This window comes from Bacillus cereus group sp. MG9 (assembly GCF_040459995.1).
GTDB classification, from domain to species: Bacteria; Bacillota; Bacilli; order Bacillales; family Bacillaceae_G; genus Bacillus_A; species Bacillus_A mycoides.
On the sequence record NZ_JARVHC010000001.1, the window covers coordinates 888,856 to 910,526 of the forward strand.

Here is a 21,671-nt window from a genome sequence, read left to right on the forward strand (position 1 = left end):
TATTATCTTTGTAAAATAGCTATATTCCATTTCAAATACTTTACTAAAGTTGCGTATAGATGTTTTACCATTTGGTAAGATATGACGGATATGAGTAAACCGCTGCAAAAAGCGATGAACACATTGTAAACATCGGAATAACTGATTTGATGAAACCCTTTAAAAAATCCTAACCCTATTAATAAAATAGGTGAGATGATTAATAGTGGAGTAGCAATGATAAGTGCTAGAAGAATCGGTAATAAAAAGAGTAGTACGAAAAAGGCGATAATGATAAAGGTAAAGTTTAAAACACTTAAACTCATAACAGAAAATAGTGCGGTTATCATATTTTTAAAGCTTCGTTTATTATCAGCGTTATGTATTGTATAGGAGACATTAAGCTCTTTCGCGATCGTTTTAGGGTTTCCTAGTTTTCTAGCAATTTCTTCTTCACATTTCCCATCTTGTTTACCACTGATAAAATGAGTTTCGTACTCTGAGATAATATCTTTCTTTTCTACATTAGGCATATTCCGCAGGGAAGAACTAAGTTGTTCCAAAAATTCATTTTTCTTCATAACAATCACTTTCCTTTATAAAATGATGAATTACAGCTGAGAATCCTATCTTTTGAAAAGGGGGATACGAATTATAAGGTGCGTTCCAATTATTGGGTATACCAATATTTACAAATATATCATTTAGTAATGTTCTTTGCAAGGTACTATAATCTTATTAATACTGTGATTAGATGGAATTTTTTCGTGCATTTTTAGAGGAGATATAAAAATGTTATTTTAGGATAAACAAAGGTTTGTAAGCGCATTCCTTAGAGGTTGTCAAAATACTGTCAAATTTATATCATTGGAAAAATAATGCATTTGTAATATAATGATAAACAATACTTCACCACATTAATTAACTAGGTGAAATTAAAAATCTTTATTACACACATTATGAAATAAAGGGATGATTAGTTTGAGTACAGGTGTAAAAGCAAACGACGTGAAAACAAAAACAAAAGGAGCAGATCTTGTTGTTGATTGTTTAATTAAACAAGGTGTTACACATGTTTTCGGTATTCCAGGAGCGAAGATTGACTCTGTATTTGATGTACTGCAAGAAAGAGGACCAGAGTTAATTGTTTGTCGTCATGAACAAAATGCAGCATTTATGGCAGCTGCTATTGGTAGATTAACAGGGAAACCGGGCGTATGTCTTGTAACTTCAGGACCAGGGACATCAAATTTAGCGACAGGTCTTGTTACTGCGAATGCGGAGAGTGATCCCGTTGTTGCTTTAGCTGGTGCAGTTCCGCGTACAGATCGATTAAAACGTACGCATCAATCTATGGATAATGCTGCATTATTCGAACCAATCACTAAATATAGCGTAGAAGTCGAGCATCCTGATAATGTACCAGAAGCACTTACTAATGCATTTCGAAGTGCTACTTCTACAAATCCAGGAGCAACACTTGTAAGTCTTCCGCAAGACGTTATGACTGCGGAAACGACAGTAGAATCTATAGGTGCGCTTTCTAAGCCACAGCTTGGAATCGCTCCCACAAATGAAATTACATATGTAGTAGAAAAAATAAAATCAGCGAAATTACCAGTTATTTTACTCGGTATGAGAGCAAGCACCAATGAAGTAACGAAAGCAGTTCGTGAGTTAATTGCTGGTACAGAACTTCCTGTTGTTGAAACATATCAAGCAGCTGGTGCAATTTCGCGTGAGTTAGAAGATCATTTCTTCGGCCGTGTTGGATTATTCCGTAACCAACCAGGTGATATTTTACTAGAAGAAGCAGACCTTGTTATTTCGATCGGTTATGACCCAATTGAGTATGATCCGAAATTCTGGAATAAACTTGGCGATAGAACAATTATTCACCTTGATGATCACCAAGCAGATATCGACCATGATTACCAACCAGAGCGTGAATTAATTGGCGATATCGCTTTAACTGTAAATAGCATTGCGGAGAAATTACCGAAGCTTGTATTAAATACGAAATCAGAAGCAGTTTTAGAACGATTACGCTCGAAATTATCAGAGCAAGCAGAAGTTCCAAATCGTGCTTCAGAAGGTGTTACGCATCCACTTCAAGTCATTCGTACACTTCGTTCTTTAATTAGTGACGATACAACCGTTACATGTGACATCGGTTCCCATTCTATTTGGATGGCAAGATGTTTCCGTTCTTATGAACCACGTAGACTATTATTTAGTAACGGTATGCAAACGTTAGGTGTTGCACTTCCTTGGGCAATTGCAGCTACTTTAGTTGAACCGGGCAAGAAAGTTGTTTCCGTGTCAGGTGATGGTGGTTTCTTATTCTCTTCGATGGAATTAGAAACAGCGGTACGTTTAAATGCGCCTGTTGTCCATCTCGTTTGGAGAGATGGTACATATGATATGGTTGCGTTCCAACAAATGATGAAATACGGTAGAACATCAGCTACAGAGTTTGGCGATGTTGATCTTGTGAAATATGCAGAAAGTTTCGGAGCAATAGGTCTTCGTGTCAATACACCAGACGAATTAGAAGGTGTATTGAGAGAAGCGTTAGAAGCAGAAGGTCCTGTCATTATTGATATTCCAATTGACTACCGTGACAACATTAAATTAAGCGAAAAATTATTACCAAACCAATTAAACTGATGGGGGCATGAGTGAGATGACTGTTGCGCAATTAATTGATATTGATGCAAAAAGAACGAAAATGAGTAATGAAGTATATCAAACATCTACAATGCTTGCGCTATTAGATGGTATATACGATGGTGTTATTAACTTTGAGGAACTGAAAGAACGTGGTGATTTTGGCATCGGTACATTTGATCAATTAGATGGTGAAATGATTGCGTTTGATAATGAGTTTTACCATTTACGTTCAGACGGTTCAGCGGAAAAAGTAGAACCGGAAGAAACAACACCTTTTGCGACTGTAACGTTTTTTGAAAAAGAAATGAGTTATACGGTAGAGCATCCGATGAATCGTGAAGAAGTGGAAGCATTATTACATGAGTTAATGCCAAGTAAAAACTTATTTTATGGTATTCGAATGGATGGAACGTTCCGTGAAGTTAGAACGAGAACTGTTCCAAGACAAGAAAAACCGTATACGCCGCTCGTTGAAGTGACGAAATCACAACCGATTTTTTCGTTTAAAGATACAGAAGGTACGCTAGCTGGATTTTGGACACCAGATTATGCGCAAGGTATTGGTGTAGCTGGTTTCCACTTACATTATATTGATGATGAAAGAAGCGGGGGAGGACATGTTTTCGACTATGTTGTAGAAAACTGTACGATCCAAATTTGTCAAAAAGCTCATATGCATTTAGCACTTCCTGAAACAGCTGATTTTATGGCGGCGGAATTATCAAGAGAAAACTTAGAGAATGATATTGCGACCGCGGAAGGTGCGGAGTAAAAAGGAATCGAAATTATGTATTCTCTATATAAAGAACCGAAGTCTTGTTCAGGCTTCGGTTTTTTTCATTGATTTGCAATCTTCGAGTGAAATTCCCCTATCCAATTTCACTGCACCGCCTCATTATGTTTCTTTTGTAAAATGAAAACTCAATTTTGAAGCAAAAGAAATATAAATTTCTCTCCAAACATATACATCAAAAGGATAGGGGGGATATGATGGAAAACTCCATTACTATTAGTTTATGCATGATTGTAAAAGATGAAGAACAAACTATATCAAAATGCTTAGAATCGGTTAAAAGTGTTGTGGATGAAATTATTATTGTAGATACAGGTTCCACAGATGCTACAAAAGAAATTGTGAAGAAGTACGACGCGAAAGTTTATGATTTCCAATGGATTGAAGATTTTTCAGCGGCACGAAACTTTGCGTTTTCTAAAGCTACAAAAGAATATATTCTTTGGCTAGACGCAGATGACATAATAGATACGGAAGATATAAAGAAATTGTTGCAGTTAAAACATACGTTAGATCGTAGTACGGATGCAGTATCTATGAAATATTATTTAACTTTTGATATAGAAGGAAATCCAACACATTCTTTAAGGAGATATCGATTAGTCAACAGAAGTAAAAATTTTCAATGGTATGGATTTGTTCATGAATATTTAGAGGTGTATGGAAATCTTATAAATAGTGACGTAGGGGTAAGTCATAAAAAAGAAAAAGCATATACTAATCGTAATTTGAAAATATATGAAAAACATCTTGAGGATGGAAAAGAGTTTAGCCCCCGCGATGTGTACTATTATGCAAATGAATGTAAGGATCACAGATTATTTGATAAGGCTGTTAAGGGGTATTCTAGGTTTTTAGATGAAGAAAAGGGTTGGGTTGAAGATAACATTCAAGCATGTTTAAAAAGAGCCGAATGTTATTTAGAATTGGGAGACTTAAAAAAATCTATACAGTCTTGTTTACAATCATTTACGTATGACACGCCTAGAGGAGAACTTTGTTGCCACTTAGGACGTGTATTTTTGCAACAAGGGGAATATTCTAAAGCGATATATTGGTACCATGCAGCAATTGACGGGCCACGACCAAAGGATTCGCCGTTTGTCCGAGAAGAGTGTCATACATGGTTGCCGCATATTCAACTATGTATTTGTTATGATCGAATAAAAGAATATGAAAAGGCAATTTATCATAACGAACAAGCTGCACTGTTCATACCTAATAATCCGAGCATTGAATATAATAGAAAATATTTTGATAGTTTATCGGAAAAATAATATTTAATAATACTAGATAATCATTTTGGCTGCTGAGAGGAGTTTGATTCATGCTCACAAGTATAATTATATTGACTCATAATCAATTACAGTATACAAAAGAATGCATCCAAAGTATTAGAACTTATACAGTGGAACAAGAGTATGAGTTAATAGTTGTGGACAACGCGTCAACAGATGGTACTGTAGAATGGTTACAAAAACAATCGGATATTATGCTAGTGGAAAATGCGGAGAATATGGGTTTTCCAAAGGGATGCAATCAGGGAATTAAAGAGGCAAAAGGTGACAATATTCTATTATTGAATAATGATGTGGTCGTAACTGAAAATTGGCTAAGCAACTTAATTCGGTGTTTATATGAAAGTAAGGATACTGGAGCGGTAGGGCCCATAACTAATAATGCCGCTTACTATACTGCTATACCAACCTTTTATAAAGATATTGAAGGAATGCAGAAGTTTGCAACTTTATATAATCAAAGTGATAAAAATAAATGGGAAGAACGTATGAAATTAATCGGATTCTGTATGCTTATAAAAAAATCAGTGTTAGATGAAGTTGGATTATTAGATGAACGATTTACACCGGGGAATTATGAAGATGATGATTTGTCACTAAGAATGTTTGAAAAAGGATATAAACTGTATTTATGTAAAGATACATTTATTCATCACTACGGAAGTGTCTCATGGAAAGAAGATAGTATGAAATTTTCTGTAGTTTTACATGCAAATAATATAAAATTGTATGAAAAATGGGGATTTTATGGTGAAAGTTTATACATTCATTATGATTTACTAGCAATTGTAGATCGATTTGCGCCTGATCAAGTGAATATTCTTCATATAGGAGCTGGATGTGGTGCAACTTTATTAGAAATGAAAAGGCGTTACCCGGCAGTTCCCATATTTGGAGCAGAAATTAATGAAAAAGCAGCAGCTCTTGCAAATAGGGTAGCTCCTACAACTTCTGCTGAGTATGACAAGTTACATGAGGTATTTACAGATGAAAAATTCCAGTACATTTTGTTATCACATCCTATTGAGCCAGCGAAATTACCGCAGGTCATACAATCTATGTCACAACTTTTAACGCCAACAGGAACTTTCATTATGTCGAAATTCAATTTGGATAATTATTATGCATTAAAAAAATAATGCTTTTAAGATTTTCTCTTTGGAGATGAGCTGTATTTGGCAATGTTGGAGGAACAACGGTTTCTTTTATAGAAACAAAACCGAAATCCGAGCCCGGATTTCGGCTTTTCGGCGTGTGATGAATTACGAAAAAAGAGCTATCCTATAAGTTGGTTTCACTTACTTATAGGATAGCTTCTTTATTTTGAAACAAACGGATGCTTTTCATAATAAAACCGCCATGGATAGTGAACGGCTTCTTCTGCATAATCAATATTAATACGAGGACCAGCTATTATGTTATGTGTGGATGATAAATGGTCTTCTTCAGGAACTAATTCAATATGTAACGTATCACTTTGAAGTGATACGCCGCGCTCTTCTAAAGTGATTCCGAGCGCGCGGCATAGTTTTCCGGGGCCATTTGTTAAGTTTTTATACTGAGCTTTCGTAATGTCAGTTTTGTTGTAGCGCGCTAGTTTCATGTCTTCGATTCCATCTACAGGTTCAAGGGCACGAATGAGAACTCCTTGCGGGGTGCCGATTGGTGCTGTAATTACGTTAAAGCAATGATACATGCCGTAAATTAAATATACGTAAGCATGTCCGGGTGCACCGAACATTACTTCTGTTCGATCAGTCCGTCTGCCTCCGTAACTATGAGCGGCCTTATCATCTGGACCTTTGTATGCTTCTACTTCTACAATAAAACCGCTCCGCTTTATGCCGTCTACAATATGAACGAGTTTATGTCCGAGTAACTTCTTTGCGACCACTAATGTATCGCCTTCATAAAAAGAAGGAGGTGCCTGCATTGTACTATCTCCTTTGCCAGTTGTATATGTATATAGTAAACCAAATTTTCAGTAGTAATTCTAACTCGTTCTATTTACTACATTTATTTCATAAATTATGGATAGAGTACAACAGCGAAGAGGGGGAGTGCGACATGATTTATCGCTTACTAGCTCTTAATATAGATGGGACACTACTATACAACAACGGAAAAATCGCAAAAGGGTTACGGGAGACAATTGACTTTGTGAAAAGAAAAGATGTATACGTTACATTGTTTACGAATCGTAATTTTCAATCTGCTCATAAAATAGCGAAGGCGTTAAAATTAGATTCTATATTAGTTACACATGGTGGTGCTTTCGTTTCAGCGACGTTAGATAAGCCGTTCGTTCAAAGGAGATTATCTGAAGAGAAAACCTTTAATATCGTGCAAGTGTTAGAGCATTTTGATTGTAATGTTCGCATTTCTCATGAACGATATTCAATTGGGAATCGTGAGAGAAATACACCAAACTTAATTGCGCGTACTGTATTATCAAGCGCAGATCCGTTATTTTATCCAGTTCAATTTGTAGATTCGCTAGGGGATGCACTGCGTGATCATCCAGTAGCTGCGCCAAAAATTGATATTGTTTTCCATACGAAAGGTGAAAAAGAAAGAGGGATGAATACGTTAAAAAAGGCATTTCAAGATGTAGAGTACGTCGAGTGTGATGAAAGACATATAGAAATTCTCCCTCAAAATGTATCAAAACTACGTGGTTTACAATTACTTGGGGAGCATTTAAATATTAACCTTAGTGAAATGGTTGCGATTGGAGATAGCGTAGAAGACTTAGAGGTAATTGAAAATGTTGGGCTTGGGGTAGCGATGGGGAACGCTCCTGTAGAATTAAAGCAAGCGGCGGACTGGATTACACGTTCTAATACTGAGAACGGCGTAGAGTACATGATTAAAGAGCATTTTCGTAAGCAATTCCCGCTTCCTTTTTTAAAGAATCATAAACATACACCGAAACGATGAAAGAAAAACGTAGCTTTTTGGCTACGTTTTTTTGTCGACTTTATTTGAAAAGTTTAAATCAATATTCCAATAAGAAATGAAAGCGTTTCAGGTTAGGAATTGTGTCTGTAATCCATACAATTCACTTGAATACTTTAAAAAACTGTTGTAGAGTGGATGATGTTGCCAAAATAGTTACACCACATGAAATATTCTTCGAGTTAATTTTATTGAGCTCCCGTACGTAAAAACACTTCGGCATGTTAGTTTAGTTCACGTATTATCTCAAAAATGAATTGTAGTAGTTTCGCCAATTAGTTGTAGAGCTTCTTTGTTTTATTTAAATGGATTATTTGTAAATTAGTATGAATAGGTTTTAAGTACATCTGAAATGTACTTCTTGTTATAAGTTTTTGAAATTTGAAAAGGGGGAATGAATTTCTTGAGGAAATCATTAAGTCAAAAAGTAAAAAAGATATGCAGTAGTTTTATAATTATATTGTTAGTATGTATGAATTTTTTAATCCATTTACCGTATAAAGCGGAGGCAGCTACAACAGAATTAAAAGGTTTAGGCGATACATCTTATTATAACGCAATCATTTTTGGTGATCATAGTGCAACGAGTGCGGATATTGAGGGTGCGATGGCTGTTCAAAAGAACATGAACGCATCAAGTTATACAGTCGTAGCGGCTGCAACTGGAGCAAACAACTTAGCTGGAGCAACATGGAAAGATGAAGGATATCCATCATTATTACTAGGTGGTCAATTTACGAAAGCGGGAGCAGGACAAGTAATCATTCAAGATGGAACAGTGGCGATGACAAAAGATGGTGACCCAGAAGGTGCAATGAAGTCATCTTATGACCGTATCTCTTATAAAGAGCAAGCAGAGATTGATGCCAAGTTCAAAGAATTTAGAAAAGACGTTGATGGTGTAATTGGAGATGCGAGTCAATTACATACTGATAAACCAAAACCTAATATGAGTTTTGGCATCGGAGAGGATGTAAACAATCCTAATATTTATGTTTCTTCAGGCTTAACAGGAAAGAAAACATTTGATGTAAGAGATGTTTATCTTCCGAATGTAAATAACAAAGACTTTATTGTTATTTATTCAGACGCAGAAGAAGTGAATTTTGGTAGCGGTGCAATTTTGTACGATACGAAAAATACTGGGATGGCAACAGACTTAATTAATACATCACAAGCATATGATCCTAATTCACCTTTTACTGAGTTAGCTAGTAAAGTAATTTGGGCGTTTCCGAATGCTACAAAAATATCAACAAAAGGATATGGCGTAGTAGGAAGTGTGTTTGCTCCAAATGCTGTTGTAGAGACAAAGGGTGGTTCTATTAATGGACAAGCCTATGTTGGGGGATTACACCAAAGAGATGGGTTTGAGGTTCACAATTTTAAATTTAACTGGCCGAAATGGAAAAATCCATCAGTTGAAAAAGGAAATTTACAAATTAAAAAAGTTGATGCAAACGATGAAAACATTGTGTTAAAAGATGCAAAATTTGATGTTATAGACAAAGACAATAATGTTGTAGCTACTGTTACAACGAATGAAAAGGGTATTGCTGAAGTCAAGGATTTACCACTTGGTGACTATTTTGTAAAAGAAATAAGTGCACCAGAAGGATATATAAAAGTTGATACACCAGTAAAAGTAACAATTAATGGTACAAACGTAATTGAAATTGTTATGAAGAATACGAAAAAAGTAGAGAATGGTCAATTTAAATTGTTGAAAAAAGATAGTGAATCTGGTCAACTTCTACCAGGTGCAAAATTTGATGTTATAGATAAAGATGGAAATGTTGTTGAAACAATTATTACAGATGGTAAAGGTGCAGCTTTATCAAAACAACTTCCAGTTGGAACATATACATTAAAAGAAGTTGAAGCACCAAAAGGTTATGAACTATCATCTAGCTCAGTTCGTGTTGATGTAGCTGCTAATAAAACAGTGACTGTAGATGTGTTGAATAAAAAAATCGCTGAAAAAGCTACAGGCCAATTTGAAATCGTAAAAGTAGATGCGAATGATAAAACGAAGCTATTATCGGACGCAGAGTTTGAAGTGTATAAAGATGGTGAAAAGGTAGATACGTTACGAACAGATAAAACAGGTAAAGTAATATCTACGAAATTAGAACCAGGAAAGTACACATTAAAAGAAACGAAAGCACCAAAAGGATATAAATTACTAAAAGAAGAAATTGAAGTCGTTGTGGAAGCAAACAAAGTAGTACAAGTACAAGTAGAAAATGCGAAAGAACTAGGAAGCTTACAAGTAATCAAAAAGGATGCAGAGAGTGGAAAAGTTCTAGAAGGCGCAGAATTCAGACTGAAAAACGAAACTGGTCAAGTAGTTGGAGAAGCGAAAACAACGAATAAAGATGGTGTTGTGACATTCGAAAACTTAGTGCCAGGTAAGTACACGTTAGAAGAAACGAAAGCGCCGGAAGGCTACAAAGCGGTAGAATTAAAAGTGGAAGTAAATGTTGTAGCAAATGAAGTAGTAAAACAAGAAGTAATGAACGAAAAAGTTCTGGGTCAATTTGAAATCGTAAAAGTAGATGCGAATGATAAAACGAAGCTATTATCAGATGCAGAATTTACTGTGTATAAAGATGGTAAAAAGGTAGCAGAGTTGAAAACTGATGAGAGTGGAAAAGCGATGTTACCGAAATTACCATTAGGTGAATACACAGTGAAAGAAACGAAAGCACCAGCAGGTTACAAGATTTCAAATAAAGAATGGAAAGTAACAATTCAAAATGAGAAAGAAGTAGTAAAAGTAGAGGCAGAAAATGAAAAACTCTTGGGCTCTCTACAAATTATTAAAACAGATGATAAAGATCAAGCGGAACGTTTAGCAGGCGCAGTATTTACATTGAAAGATGCTAAAGGAAATGTTGTAAAAGAAAAAATTACAACAGATAAGTCTGGAACGGTTAAAGTAGAAGGACTAGTACCGGGTGAGTATACGTTAGAAGAAACAAAAGCACCAGAAGGTTATGAGTTAACAAAACAAGTAATTCATGTAACAGTCGACGGTGAAAAAGTTGTTGATGTAAAAGTAACGAATAGTAAGAGCCTTGGTCAATTTGAAATCGTAAAAGTAGATGCAAGCGATAAAACGAAGCTTTTATCAGACGCAGAATTTGAAGTGTATAAAGATGGTAAGAAAGTAGAGATGTTACGAACAGATAAAACAGGTAAAGTAATCTCTAAGAAATTAGAACCAGGAAAATACACGTTAAAAGAAACGAAAGCACCAAAAGGATATAAATTACTAAAAGAAGAAATTGAAGTCGTTGTGGAAGCAAACAAAGTAGTACAAGTACAAGTAGAAAATGCGAAAGAACTAGGAAGCTTACAAGTAATCAAAAAGGATGCAGAGAGTGGAAAAGTTCTAGAAGGCGCAGAATTCAGACTGAAAAACGAAACTGGTCAAGTAGTTGGAGAAGCGAAAACAACGAATAAAGATGGTGTTGTGACATTCGAAAACTTAGTGCCAGGTAAGTACACGTTAGAAGAAACGAAAGCGCCGGAAGGCTACAAAGCGGTAGAATTAAAAGTGGAAGTAAATGTTGTAGCAAATGAAGTAGTAAAACAAGAAGTATTGAATGAAAAAGTGAAAGAAAAAATCACAGGTCAAGTAGAAATTACAAAGATAGATGCTAATGATACAGAGAAAAAATTAGAAAGTGCAGTGTTTGAAATTCTGAAAGATGGAATAAAAATAGACACATTAACATCAGATAAAAATGGTAAAGCAACTTCGAAGAAACTGGAACCAGGAGATTACGTTTTAAAAGAAGTCCAGGCTCCAGAAGGATATAATTTATCTGATAAGGGAATTGAATTTACGATTTCTAATGAGAAAGTAGAAGTTATAAAGCTTCAAATTACCAATGAAAAAGAAACAGGAAAAGGTCCAGAGAAACCAGGTGGAGAGACAGAAACACCAGGTGGAGAGACAGAAAAGCCAGGTGAAGGAACAGAAAAGCCAGGTGAAGGAACAGAAACACCAGGTGGAGAAACAGAAACACCAGGTGAAGGAACAGAAAAGCCAGGTGAAGGAACAGAAAAGCCAGGTGAAGGAACAGAAACACCAGGTGAAGGAACAGAAAAGCCAGGTGAAGGAATAGAAAAGCCAGGTGAAGGAACAGAAAGCCCAGGCGAAGAAGTAGAAAAGCCTAACTTACCAGAAAAAGAACAAGGCGGTTTTAACAATCAAAAACTTCCAGCTACAGGGCATGATATGAATTATCTTCCATTCGTCGGTGTTGTTCTTCTATTATTAGGAATACGTTTAAAATTTATGACTAAAAATAGTTAATACATGTATAAAAGGCAAAAGAGATAATATTATCTCTTTTGCCTTTTAGGTTAATACAGAAGGATTAAAGTAAAAACATCTATATTTAGTTATAAATGTTTTTAAGCTTCAATCACGTTAAGCATTCTGTTTATAAATGCAGCTGCGTGAGCACGTTGTGATGGTCCTTTTGGTACGAATTGATTAAATTCGTTACCTTTTACAATTCCATATCCATACACTCTTTGTACTTCTTCTTTAGCGTAAATTAAGTTTTGGTCTACGAATGGTAGTTCAACTGGTTTTGCGAAAATACCAGCGTGTTTTAGAGAACGATCAATCATAATAACAGCTTCTTCGCGTGTAATTGTAGTATTTGGATCAAAGGTATTATCACCACGTCCGCGGATTATGCCTGCGCTTGCTGCACGATTAATACCGTCTCTTAAAGATGGATGTACTTGTTCTAAGTCTGTGAAATTAGCATTTCCACTTGGTAATTGTAAAGCACGAGTAATTAATGTAGCAAATTCAGCACGCGTTACAAGACGTTCTGGGAAGTACTTGCCGTTCCCTTCTCCTTGCATAATGCCTCTAGCTGCTAATTGACGAATGTCTTGTTCATACCATCCACCTGTAATGTCATCAGTTACTGGATCTTTTCGGTTTTCCTTATAGTATGTTTCAGTTCCTTTTAAGAAAGCATCCCATTGTCCGCGTTGAATCATATACGCAGGGCAATTTTTTCCTGACCAAAATTGGTGTTTTTGGACCTTATCTAGAGAAATATTTAATTCGTTCATTAAATAAGCTGCTAATTTACGGGCATTCTCTACCGCTTTTTCATAGTTTCCATCTTGATTAACGGCAATTTCAATTCCGATAGATTCATAGTTTCCAGTTTTATTTCCAGCATGCCATCCAACTTCATTTACTGGAAGATGTTGATAAATTTCTTTATCATCTACTGTGAAATGCCAAGATGCGGCGCGATCAGCTGTTCCGCGTGCTTGACTATCTAAGAATTTTGCGTGATTTAGAGCATTGGCACCTTTCGCTGGATTAGCCGTTTCGTGAATCGTAATATATTTAGGGACCATCGCGTAGCCAGGGCGAATATCGTCATTTCCTTTTGGGACAATCATTTCTTTAAATGTAACGCCATAAATATTGTTTGTTTGTAGAGTAGCTGGAGCTCTCAATAAACTACTTTTAGCAGAACGACCGTTTTTTAATAATGAAGCTTTTGTACCTTCAAATGTAGCAGAAGGTGCATAAATCCATTTTGATGTTTCATTTATTTGGACTTTAAACCAATTTCCTGCTTGTTCAGTAGGAATAATTACTTGAGGCTGTAGTTTACCCTCTTCTTTAAACGTTTGGAATGGTAATGAATGTATGGAAGCTTCTTCTTTCACAATTAATTTTTGATTAGATAGTTTATGAATCTCTTGAACTTCTAAGCTATTATCATTGTTATTTATCCACCCAGCGCCAGCTGGAGTTGTTATGTAGTATGCATTCCCTTTTTTCTTTGTCGCCGTTACGACTTGTTCTGTAATCTCGATATTCGATTTGTTTTTTAAATCATTCGCGGTATATAATGAATGTTTTTTTGATGTGTATAGTAGGAATTGGCCAGTAACCTCGATATCTTCTTCATGAGTACTATGCTCTTTCACATGCTCTTTGATACTTTTAAAAACTTGATCCTCCGTATATACTTCGGCGGATTTTTCAGCACTCTCTGCAAATGAATAAGTAGGTGCAAGAACAGTTTGTAATGCAAGAGAGAGAGTTAAAACACTATAAAATTTCTTTTTCATATTTTTTTTAACACATTAGATTATGGAATCTAGTGTTAACATTCCTCCTTTATATATTGTATTTTCACCATGTATAGATTTTCGTACTAATAAATTTTAACAAGAGAAAATCATGATGTCTATATACATGAGCGATATTCATAAAAAGAATTATTTGAAAAAATGTAAGAGAAACAGGTAAAACCTTCTGTATTGACCTTCAAACGCCCTTCAAGTAAACTAAAGAGAGTTTGCAAATGAAAAGGTGATAATGTTGTTAATTTCAATTAAAACGTTACAAGATGATCGTTTTTTACGTCCGCTACAAAATATTGGCGGTTTATTTTTTGAAGAGAGCACGATAGGGTTTGAGAAAGAAGAAGCAAATCTTATCGTTGATATACAGATAGAAGGTAATGTGACAGCATCGGCTCGTTTAACAGATGTTGCAACCGGAAATGTATATGAAGAAACATTCGCAAAAGATTTATCTGCTTTCACAGAAGAAAAAGAACGTATGAAGCAAGTGAAACATGTTGTTTCTTACGTATATCTTTCTGTACTTCAACAGCTAACTGGACTTGAACAGAGCTGGGGAATATTAACTGGGGTACGCCCAACGAAACTTCTTCACAAACTGCTTCAAAATGGTATGTCAAAAGAAGAAGCGCATAAAGAACTTCGTGAAAGTTATTTAATTCATGAAGAGAAAATTGAACTTCTTCAGCGTATTGTTGATTGCCAATTAGCGGTTGTTCCGGATTTATACCGTTTGAAAGAAGAAGTAAGTATTTACATTGGTATTCCGTTTTGTCCTACAAAATGTGCGTACTGTACGTTCCCGGCTTATGCAATTAACGGACGCCAAGGATCAGTTGATTCGTTCTTAGGCGGGTTACATTATGAAGTTCGTGAAATTGGTAAGTTTTTAAAAGAAAAAGGTGTTACAGTTACGACGATTTATTACGGCGGAGGTACACCGACGAGTATTACAGCAGAAGAAATGGATATGTTGTATGAAGAAATGTACCAAGCTTTCCCTGATGTGAAAGATGTACGTGAAGTAACAGTTGAGGCAGGTCGCCCAGATACGATCACACCAGCAAAGCTAGAAGTGTTAAATAAATGGAATATTGACCGTATTAGTATTAATCCGCAGTCATACCACCAAGAAACACTAAAAGCAATTGGACGTCATCACACTGTAGAAGAAACGATTGAGAAGTATCATTTAGCACGTGAAATGGGAATGAACAATATTAATATGGATTTAATTATTGGTCTTCCTGGTGAAGGATTAGACATCTTTAAGCATACGTTAGATGAAACAGAAAAGTTAATGCCAGAATCGTTAACAGTTCATACGTTATCATTTAAACGTGCTTCTGAAATGACGCAAAACAAACGTAAATATAAAGTAGCAGGTCGCGAAGAAATTACTGCGATGATGCATGAGGCGGAAGAGTGGACGAAGAACCATAATTACGTACCATACTATTTATATCGTCAAAAAAATATTTTAGGTAACTTAGAAAACGTTGGGTATGCAATACCGACGCAAGAAAGTATCTACAATATTGTTATTATGGAAGAAGTACAATCGATTATCGGACTTGGTTGCGGGGCATCAAGTAAATTTGTTCACCCACAAACAGGAGCAATTACACACTTTGCGAATCCGAAAGATCCAAAATCATATAACGATGGCTTCGTGAAATATACAGAAGATAAACTGAAAATTTTAGAAGAGCTATTCGTGTAAGAAGAAGGGGGTTGTTCCGGTTTGGAACAGCCTCTTTTTATATTGTCAGTTTTTGTCGGTAAGTCGATATATTCGAAACATAGCTGATATAAATTGAGTTGCGTTCGATATATTCAAAAAATCGCCGATATAATTTCATTTACCATCAAACGGTCTATATGTAAAACTATGTCGATAATAATCAGAAAAATTAGTCAGATTATTAGAGGACAATGTCTACTTATAGACGAAATGATAGATTTATGAAAGAGAAAAGGGGGAAATTGTTGGCATGTACATGACGATAGGGAGAATTTTTGATTTGGCAGTTGGCAAATATCCGAATAAAGAGGCGTTAGTAGAACCAGAAAAAAATATTCGTTGGACATATAAACAGTGGGATGAGCAAATAAATAAAACGGCGCAAGCTCTATTGAAAGAAGGAGTAAGAAAGGGAGATTGTGTATCTGTTTACCTATATAACTGTCGTGAATTTGTAAACGTTTACTTAGCTTGTGCGAAAATTGGCGCGATCTTCAATCCAATTAATTTCCGCTTAAAAGCAAAAGAATTATCGTATATCCTCCAAGATGCAGCCTCGAAAGTAGTTGTCTTTGAAAAAGCAGTCGAATCAACAGTTACTATGATTGAACGAGATTTTCCAAATTCGTCTTTTTGGTACGTGGAAGACGATGCACCTTCCTATGCTAGTTCTTACCATGAAAAAGTAAATGAAGCATCAGCTGAGAAAGTAGATATTGTAGTCGATGAAATGGATTTTTGTTCTATGCTTTATACGAGCGGAACGACTGGTCATCCGAAAGGCGTACTACATCGCCATCGTGATATGGCTGAGCATAGTATGATTTGTACGTATTTCATAAAATATAACAGGGATAGCGCCGGGCTTGTGGTAGCACCTTTATATCATTGCGGCGAGTTAAATGCTGGAATCATACCGCGCATTCAAGTTGGCGGAAAGAATGTTATTTTACATCATTTTGATACGGATAGAGTATTACATACCATTCAAGAAGAGAAGATTACGACGTTTTTTGCAGCACCGACGATGTGGAATATGTTACTGCAAAAAGATCTAACTAAGTATGATTTAACTTCAATGAAAATCGGTGTATACGGCGGAGCTGCAATGGCACCGGCGCTAGTGAAGGAATGTAAAGAGCGCCTTTATATTGATCTTGTTCAAATTTACGGAATGACAGAAATGGGACCAGTTGTTGCGTTTCTCGTAGAAGAGGATCAAATTACGAAAGCTGGTTCAGCAGGAACACCGTGCTTTAGCCATGAAATTCGAATTGTGAAACCGAACGAAGATGGACCAGCAGAGCCAGATGATACGTTGCCTCCTTATGAAGTAGGGGAAATTATTTTGCGCGGTCCAACTATGATGGCTGGTTATCATAATCGAGAAGAAGCAAATGCAAAATCGATGTATAAAGGCTGGTATCATTCTGGTGATTTAGGATACTTCGATAAAGACGGCTATTTATTCGTTGCAGACCGCGTTGATGATATGGTAATTAGCGGTGGCGTAAATATTTATCCTCGCGAAATTGAAGATTTTCTTCATAGTCACCCTGGTGTATTAGATGTTGCAGTACTTGGTGAGCCAGATGAATTATGGGGAGAGCGTGTCGTTGCGGTCGTTGTAAAGAAAGATGAAAATATTTCAGAAGCTGATTTAGAAACGTATTGTAAAGAAAGTGATGAATTAGCAGATTATAAACGTCCACGTCATTACTTATTTGTAGATGAACTTCCACGTAATGCGAGCGGGAAGTTGCAGAAGTTTGTGCTGAGGGAGTCGTTAAAAGGGGCAAAAAAATAGAAAGTGGGGACACCCACTTTCTATTTTTATTTACGTGAAAATCCTTCTTCATCAAGGTATTCCGCAGCTTCTGGATAAGAGTTGAATGTACCGTCTAAGTTTACGCCAGCGTAAACGTTCCACATGTCATCCTCTTGAATAAGAGTTAGGATATGACCGTCTTCGTTACGCCATTCTTCTTCCGCAGCAGGTTCCATTGGTGCTACAATTTCCTCTTGCTCCTGTGATAGACGTTCAATTACTTTTTCAATTAATGAACGCAGTTCTTCTTCTGAAAACTCACGGATGTTAATCATACCTTTATCATCTGTTCTATAACCTTTAATGAAGTTTGCATATACAAATCCGTTTCCATTTGGGTGTAAATGATATACAACGTTCTTTTTATCTAAACGACTTTCTTCAAAGTGGAAGTTTACACGTTTTAATGATACGTTCTTTCTTTCTAGTTCTGGGAAAGATTCAATAATCGATAATTTTTCTTCAAAAGTTAGCATAGTGCCTCCAAGTATATAGTAAAAGATTTAATTTGTTCATTATAGCATAGTTGTAATTGTTTCCAAAGGTAAGGGGGAAACTTTTATTTGGATGCGTTTACTTCACGATACTGTAAAGAGTTTCTTATAAACAGGCTAACGGATGAGTATTTTTAGGTGTACAATGGAACGTGGACTTTATCCCGCATTAACGGGCAGTAAGACCTCCACCTCAAATTTCGGCGAATGCGAGGAAGTTAGGTGGGAGATCAACTGCCCGTAAACGCCCGATTGGTGCGGGCTAATAATCAGTGGGGATGAAAAAACTCCCCACTGATTAAAGTTTCACTTTATATGAAGGTGGTTATTTATATGTTTCAAAAAATAGCAAAGGAATGTTTAGCAGGATTTACTGTTGCGATTGTTGCGTTGCCTCTAGCAATTGCATTTGGTATTGCCGCGACAGGGACGTCTGAGGGAGCACTTGTTGGATTGTATGGTGCGATTTTTGCAGGTTTATTCGCAGCGTTATTTGGCGGGACACCTGGGCAAGTAACGGGGCCAACTGGACCAATTACTGTTATCGCAACAGGAGTTATTGCGACGCACGGCTTAGAGGCAAGTTTTATTGCCTTTATGATGGCAGGGTTATTTCAAATTTTATTCGGTGTATGTAAGCTCGGTTCTTACGTTCGATATATTCCGTATCCTGTCGTTTCAGGATTTATGAATGGTATTGCATTAATCATTATTTTAGGTGAAATAAAGCACGTACAAAATAGTTTTCTACTTGTTGTGTTAACGATTATTGTAATGATTGTTTCTGGCAAATGGATTAAGGCGATTCCGTCTAGTTTAGTAGCACTAGTCGGTGTGACAGCTTTGCTTCCTTTATTTTCTTCTCTACTCGAAGGACTTACAGTAAAGTTACCGATTATCGGAAATCTTTCATTAAACAAAGTAATTGAAAAGATTGGAACCATTCCAGAAGCGATGCCTACGCTTCATATTCCATCTTTAAGTGGAACAGGAATAGCAACACTTATTTTACCAGCGCTTAGTATTGCTTTATTAGGATCGATTGACTCGTTGTTAACATCGGTCGTAATGGATAATGTGACAGGTACACGTCATAAAAGTAATAAAGAGCTCATTGGACAAGGTATCGGTAATATGATGAGCGGATTGTTTGGCGGATTAGCAGGTGCAGGTGCGACTGTAAGGTCTATCGTGAATATAAGAAGTGGTGGTAAAACAGCACTTTCGGCATGTATGCATAGTGTTATATTATTTATTTTTATTATGGGTCTTGGTTCGGTCGTACAATACATTCCGCTTGCTGTATTATCAGGTATTTTAATTTTAACTGGTATTGGAATGTTCGATTGGGAAAGCATGAAAAAGATGCATGTCGCTCCTAAAGGTGATGTCGTTGTTATGCTCGTAACGATGATTGTAACGGTGAAGTTCGATTTAATGATTGCTGTTGCATTCGGTATTATTCTTTCGTTCATCATATATATGGTGAAGTGTAAAGAACGTAAAACTTCTATCGTAAAAGAAAGAGAAGAAACGTACACGATTCAAGGGCCGCTCTCTTTCCTATCAGTAGATCGTATTTTCTCTACTTTACAAGATGTGAAGTCACCGGTTGTTTTACGTATGAAAGATGTGCGTTATATGGATGTATCAGGAGCTATGGCATTATTAAATTTTGTTGAGCAATCAAATAAAGTAGGAGCAAGTGTAAAGCTTGAGCAAGTACATCCGAGTATTGAAAAAACAATCGTAGTAATGGCGAACGATGAACAGAAAGAGCAATTGAAAATCTTAAGTGTTTAGATGGTAATTAGAATATCTCACAATCTTACATACATTATAATGTAGAGTTGTGGGATATTCTTATAATGTTTTTAGTAATATGTATCGCATTGATAGAGAAGAAGAGCTTTTTTGAGTAACAGAAACAGTGATAATATTTACATATATAATGGAAAGAATTAGAAAATTAATTGTGAAGAAATAGGCGTGAACTGGTTCTCTTTTCTATTTTGAAAAAAAAACCAAGTATTCAACCTATAATAAATTTGTTATGATAATCAATGGGATAAAGTGAATCCCTATCGTTTAAAACAATATGTTTGAGAGTATATGTATAAAAGAAAAGAGAAAAAATATGAATAAAACATTTGTAAAAGGAGCAGCAATTTTAACCATTACAACTTTTTTGTCGAAATTGCTTGGTAGTTTTTTTCAAATTCCATTACAAAATATTGCAGGAGATGAAGTGCTCGGTATTTTCCGCCTTGTTTTTCCTGTATATATGATTGCTCTTACATTATCGGTAGCCGGAGTTCCGCTTGCAATTTCGAAATTAATTGCAGAGTTGAACGAAAAAAATAAGCAAAAGGAAATTGCGAAATTATTTAAATCAGCGTCAATTATAGGGATAGCATTTGGCGTTTTCGGCTGTTTAGTCATTGTATTATTTTCTATTGAAATTGCAAATATGCTTGGTGGACAAGAAACTAGAATGCCGTTGCTTATTACTTCATTAGCATTACTCATTGCGCCATACATGGCGGTTTATAGAGGGTATTTTCAAGGTTTCGGTGATATGAAACCAACAGGGGTATCACAAGTCATTGAGCAATTTGTACGTGTGTTTTTTATGCTAATAATTGCTTACATACTAGTATCATGGGATAAGAGTAATACTGTTATTACTAGTGGTGCGATGGTTGGCTCTTTTCTTGGAGTCATTAGTTCGCTTATATATTTGCGTATAAAATATAATAGAAGTCCATACTACAATAAAAGCAATTCCTATTCGCTCCGAGATTTAAGAGAAAACGGCAAAAAGATATTGCGGGTATCGATCCCAATCGCTATCGGAGCTTTATCAATGCCACTTTTAAATTTAGTAGACTCGCTTACAATACCGCATGTATTACAAGGATCATCAACAGAAATTCAAGAACAATTTGGAATATACAGTCGCGGTTTTGCATTCACGCAAATAATTGTTATTTTTGCAAGTGCAATTGTATTTCCGTTAATACCACTCTTAACTTCCGCATTGGCCAAAAGAGATATAAATTTGGCGAAAATAACAATTCAAAATACAAATCGACTAGCGCATGTTTTGACAGCACCGTTAACAATATGGTTGATGGCATTAACAGTACCGTTAAATATCGGATTGTTCACAGACGTAAAAGGCAGTAGTATGTTAACAGTTATGATTGGCAGTTCGTATTTTACTGCGGTTATGGTATTATCAATAGGTGTTTTACAGGGGATTAATCGTTCTGCACAAGCTGCATGGATTGTTATTGGCGCGAGTTTTGTGAAAGTCGTGTTAAACATGATGTTAGTGCAGGAGTTTGGCATAGATGGAGCGGCGTATAGTACATTAATTACTTACGTATTGATTTGTATTGTAAATTATTTGTATATTCGAAGCTACATTGCCTATTCTATTCATTTAAAAAGCTTTTTTGGTGTGCTAGGAATAGCATGTATTTTGGGACTAGGATTGTATGAACTGTGTAATGTGATAGATGTTACATCTTCAAGAATTATGACGTTATTATTCAGTGGTATAGCATTAAGTATTACAACCATTTTGTATGGTGTATGTGCTTTGAAATTAAAATGGATATCAATAAAAAAAATACCATTTTTGAAAAGATAAATATAGAAATTTAATTTTTTATTAAAATTCATATGAGCTGATAAAGAGGAAACTATGTAGGGTATCAAGTGTTTAGGTAAGGAATGGGTACCAGTT

Annotated in this window: 14 protein-coding genes; 10 read left to right on the forward strand and 4 right to left on the reverse strand. The window is 35.9% G+C overall.

Going from position 1 to position 21,671, the window contains the following annotated elements; all coding sequences use genetic code 11:
• Positions 1–2: 2 nt before the first annotated feature.
• Positions 3–560, reverse strand: a complete 558-nt coding sequence (locus QCI77_RS04510) for an HAAS signaling domain-containing protein (RefSeq protein WP_113768994.1) — start codon at positions 558–560, stop codon at positions 3–5.
• 400 nt (positions 561–960) lie between these two features.
• On the opposite strand from QCI77_RS04510, the gene alsS reads away from it, so the two are divergent.
• The 4 genes from alsS to QCI77_RS04530 all read left to right on the forward strand — a co-directional run bounded on the left by alsS (position 961) and on the right by QCI77_RS04530 (position 5,882).
• Complete coding sequence (gene alsS / locus QCI77_RS04515; RefSeq protein WP_113768995.1) at positions 961–2,649, forward strand: acetolactate synthase AlsS; 1,689 nt, start codon at positions 961–963, stop codon at positions 2,647–2,649.
• Between the two features lie 16 nt (positions 2,650–2,665).
• Complete coding sequence (alsD, locus tag QCI77_RS04520) at positions 2,666–3,424, forward strand: alpha-acetolactate decarboxylase (RefSeq protein WP_002125519.1); 759 nt, start codon at positions 2,666–2,668, stop codon at positions 3,422–3,424.
• Positions 3,425–3,642: 218 nt separating this feature from the next.
• A complete protein-coding gene (locus tag QCI77_RS04525; RefSeq protein ID WP_113768996.1) occupies positions 3,643–4,722 on the forward strand; it encodes a glycosyltransferase in 1,080 nt (359 codons plus the stop codon).
• Between the two features lie 50 nt (positions 4,723–4,772).
• Positions 4,773–5,882: a glycosyltransferase gene (locus tag QCI77_RS04530; protein ID WP_002169077.1), complete on the forward strand. Its 1,110-nt coding sequence runs from the start codon at positions 4,773–4,775 to the stop codon at positions 5,880–5,882.
• A gap of 179 nt (positions 5,883–6,061) precedes the next feature.
• Here the strand turns inward: QCI77_RS04530 and QCI77_RS04535 are convergent, their stop codons facing one another.
• A complete protein-coding gene (locus QCI77_RS04535; protein WP_012260391.1) occupies positions 6,062–6,676 on the reverse strand; it encodes a DNA-3-methyladenine glycosylase in 615 nt (204 codons plus the stop codon).
• 134 nt (positions 6,677–6,810) lie between these two features.
• Between QCI77_RS04535 and QCI77_RS04540 the strand changes: the two genes are divergently transcribed.
• Together QCI77_RS04540 and QCI77_RS04545 are read left to right on the forward strand one after the other, a co-directional pair.
• The gene (locus QCI77_RS04540; protein ID WP_012260392.1) at positions 6,811–7,683 is read left to right on the forward strand and encodes a Cof-type HAD-IIB family hydrolase; all 873 of its coding nucleotides are present in this window, start codon (positions 6,811–6,813) and stop codon (positions 7,681–7,683) included.
• Positions 7,684–8,104: 421 nt separating this feature from the next.
• Positions 8,105–12,028 carry a SpaA isopeptide-forming pilin-related protein gene (locus QCI77_RS04545; protein WP_353824563.1) on the forward strand — a complete coding sequence of 1,308 codons (3,924 nt, stop codon included), beginning with the start codon at positions 8,105–8,107 and terminating at the stop codon, positions 12,026–12,028.
• A gap of 101 nt (positions 12,029–12,129) precedes the next feature.
• Here QCI77_RS04545 and QCI77_RS04550 read toward each other — a convergent pair whose 3' ends face one another.
• Positions 12,130–13,833: an S-layer homology domain-containing protein gene (locus tag QCI77_RS04550; RefSeq protein WP_012260394.1), complete on the reverse strand. Its 1,704-nt coding sequence runs from the start codon at positions 13,831–13,833 to the stop codon at positions 12,130–12,132.
• A 250-nt stretch (positions 13,834–14,083) separates the two neighbouring features.
• Here QCI77_RS04550 and QCI77_RS04555 point away from each other — a divergent pair, with 250 nt between their 5' ends.
• Together QCI77_RS04555 and QCI77_RS04560 are read left to right on the forward strand one after the other, a co-directional pair.
• Entirely contained in the window at positions 14,084–15,574 is a 1,491-nt protein-coding gene (locus QCI77_RS04555) for a coproporphyrinogen III oxidase (protein ID WP_002010930.1), read from the forward strand.
• A gap of 271 nt (positions 15,575–15,845) precedes the next feature.
• Entirely contained in the window at positions 15,846–17,402 is a 1,557-nt protein-coding gene (locus QCI77_RS04560) for a fatty acid--CoA ligase (protein ID WP_088038597.1), read from the forward strand.
• Positions 17,403–17,428: 26 nt separating this feature from the next.
• On the opposite strand, the gene QCI77_RS04565 is transcribed toward QCI77_RS04560, so the two are convergent.
• Positions 17,429–17,899: a hypothetical protein gene (locus tag QCI77_RS04565; protein ID WP_002010927.1), complete on the reverse strand. Its 471-nt coding sequence runs from the start codon at positions 17,897–17,899 to the stop codon at positions 17,429–17,431.
• A gap of 351 nt (positions 17,900–18,250) precedes the next feature.
• Here QCI77_RS04565 and QCI77_RS04570 point away from each other — a divergent pair, with 351 nt between their 5' ends.
• Both QCI77_RS04570 and QCI77_RS04575 read left to right on the forward strand, forming a co-directional pair.
• Positions 18,251–19,720 (forward strand): SulP family inorganic anion transporter, encoded by a 1,470-nt coding sequence (locus QCI77_RS04570; protein WP_012260397.1) that lies wholly within the window; start codon positions 18,251–18,253, stop codon positions 19,718–19,720.
• A 334-nt stretch (positions 19,721–20,054) separates the two neighbouring features.
• Positions 20,055–21,575 carry a putative polysaccharide biosynthesis protein gene (locus tag QCI77_RS04575; protein ID WP_193652638.1) on the forward strand — a complete coding sequence of 507 codons (1,521 nt, stop codon included), beginning with the start codon at positions 20,055–20,057 and terminating at the stop codon, positions 21,573–21,575.
• Positions 21,576–21,671: the final 96 nt, after the last annotated feature.